Annotated in this window: 1 protein-coding gene and 1 pseudogene; one reads left to right on the top strand and one right to left on the bottom strand. The window is 54.1% G+C overall.

Features of this window, described 5'->3' with window-relative positions; translation table 11 throughout:
* Positions 1-443 (top strand): annotated as a pseudogene (locus AUR66_RS22735) (site-specific integrase); the annotation flags it as partial.
* Between the two features lie 38 nt (positions 444-481).
* Here the strand turns inward: AUR66_RS22735 and AUR66_RS13300 are convergent.
* On the bottom strand, positions 482-1,050 hold a 569-nt coding region (locus tag AUR66_RS13300; RefSeq protein ID WP_157533121.1), incomplete at its 5' end, for a RecB family exonuclease.

Genomic DNA, 1,050 nt, shown 5'->3' on the forward strand with positions numbered 1-1,050 from the left:
ACCCACACCTGTCGTTCGGTGATGGAGAGCGTAAGAACGGACCAGGTGAGGTGACGTTACTGTATGGCGTCGATGTTGTAGCTGACCGGATTGATGCGCTCTCTAATCGTGAGACGTGGAACGGGTATCTGTTCCCGTCTCGGTCGTCATCGACGGGACATGTGTCAGTTAGTACGATACGTCGTCGGTTTAAACAGCTTGCTGACACTGCTGGTGTGGTTGTTGATGGGGATACGCCCACGCCGAAGGTGGGGCGACGGTTCTGGTACTCGGCTTATCAGGAAGCTGTTGGGGAGGTTCTAGAGGGATTGGAAGGGGTAGCTGAAGATCAGGGGAGTTCGTCAACCGAGGTTGTGCTTCGGAATTACTTGTCGAGGGAACAAGAACGGAGGGCACGGCGAAGGAGGATGTATGAGAAGTTGGAGGCGGCGTTTGAACAATAGGAAAGAATCGCTGTACTAGGATTAGTTAGAGAGGTCCCTCATTCTTCGAACCCTGGACCCACAGAGAACGTGTCAGGTGAGCAAGAGAGATGATTGTGTTGGCACCACTGACAGTGGTCACCGGCTGTGTACCGGCTGTACGAGAACTCTGCAATCTGGTTCATCGACGCCGATACGTCGTCTTTGACTGCCTCCAATTCAGACTCGGTGAAGCTTCGAGATTCGACTTTCGGTCCGATATTGCCAACATACGCGTACCCCGCATGCGTTACGGGCTCGTCGTACATGTCACGACATGCTAACAGGTAGATTGGAAGTTGCTTGTCCTTCTGTAAGTCGCGGTGGCGTTCGGTCGCCTTGTAATCAACGACGAGGAGTTCGTCGTCAGGCGTCCGGTAGACTGCGTCGATAAACCCGACGAGTTCGTGCCCATCGATATCGAGTTCAAACTGCCGCTCTGCGTCGATGATCTCGTAGTTTGCCAGGTCTAACTCGAAGTACCGGTCGATACATTCCCTGGCTGCGGGGAGTGCATCCTCAGCTCGACGATGACCGGCCAGCCTTTCACAGATCTCGTACCACTCTTCACGGTGACGCACAGAAGGAC

It is taken from the genome of Haloferax profundi (genome assembly GCF_001469865.1).
In the GTDB taxonomy this organism is placed as follows: domain Archaea; phylum Halobacteriota; class Halobacteria; order Halobacteriales; family Haloferacaceae; genus Haloferax; species Haloferax profundi.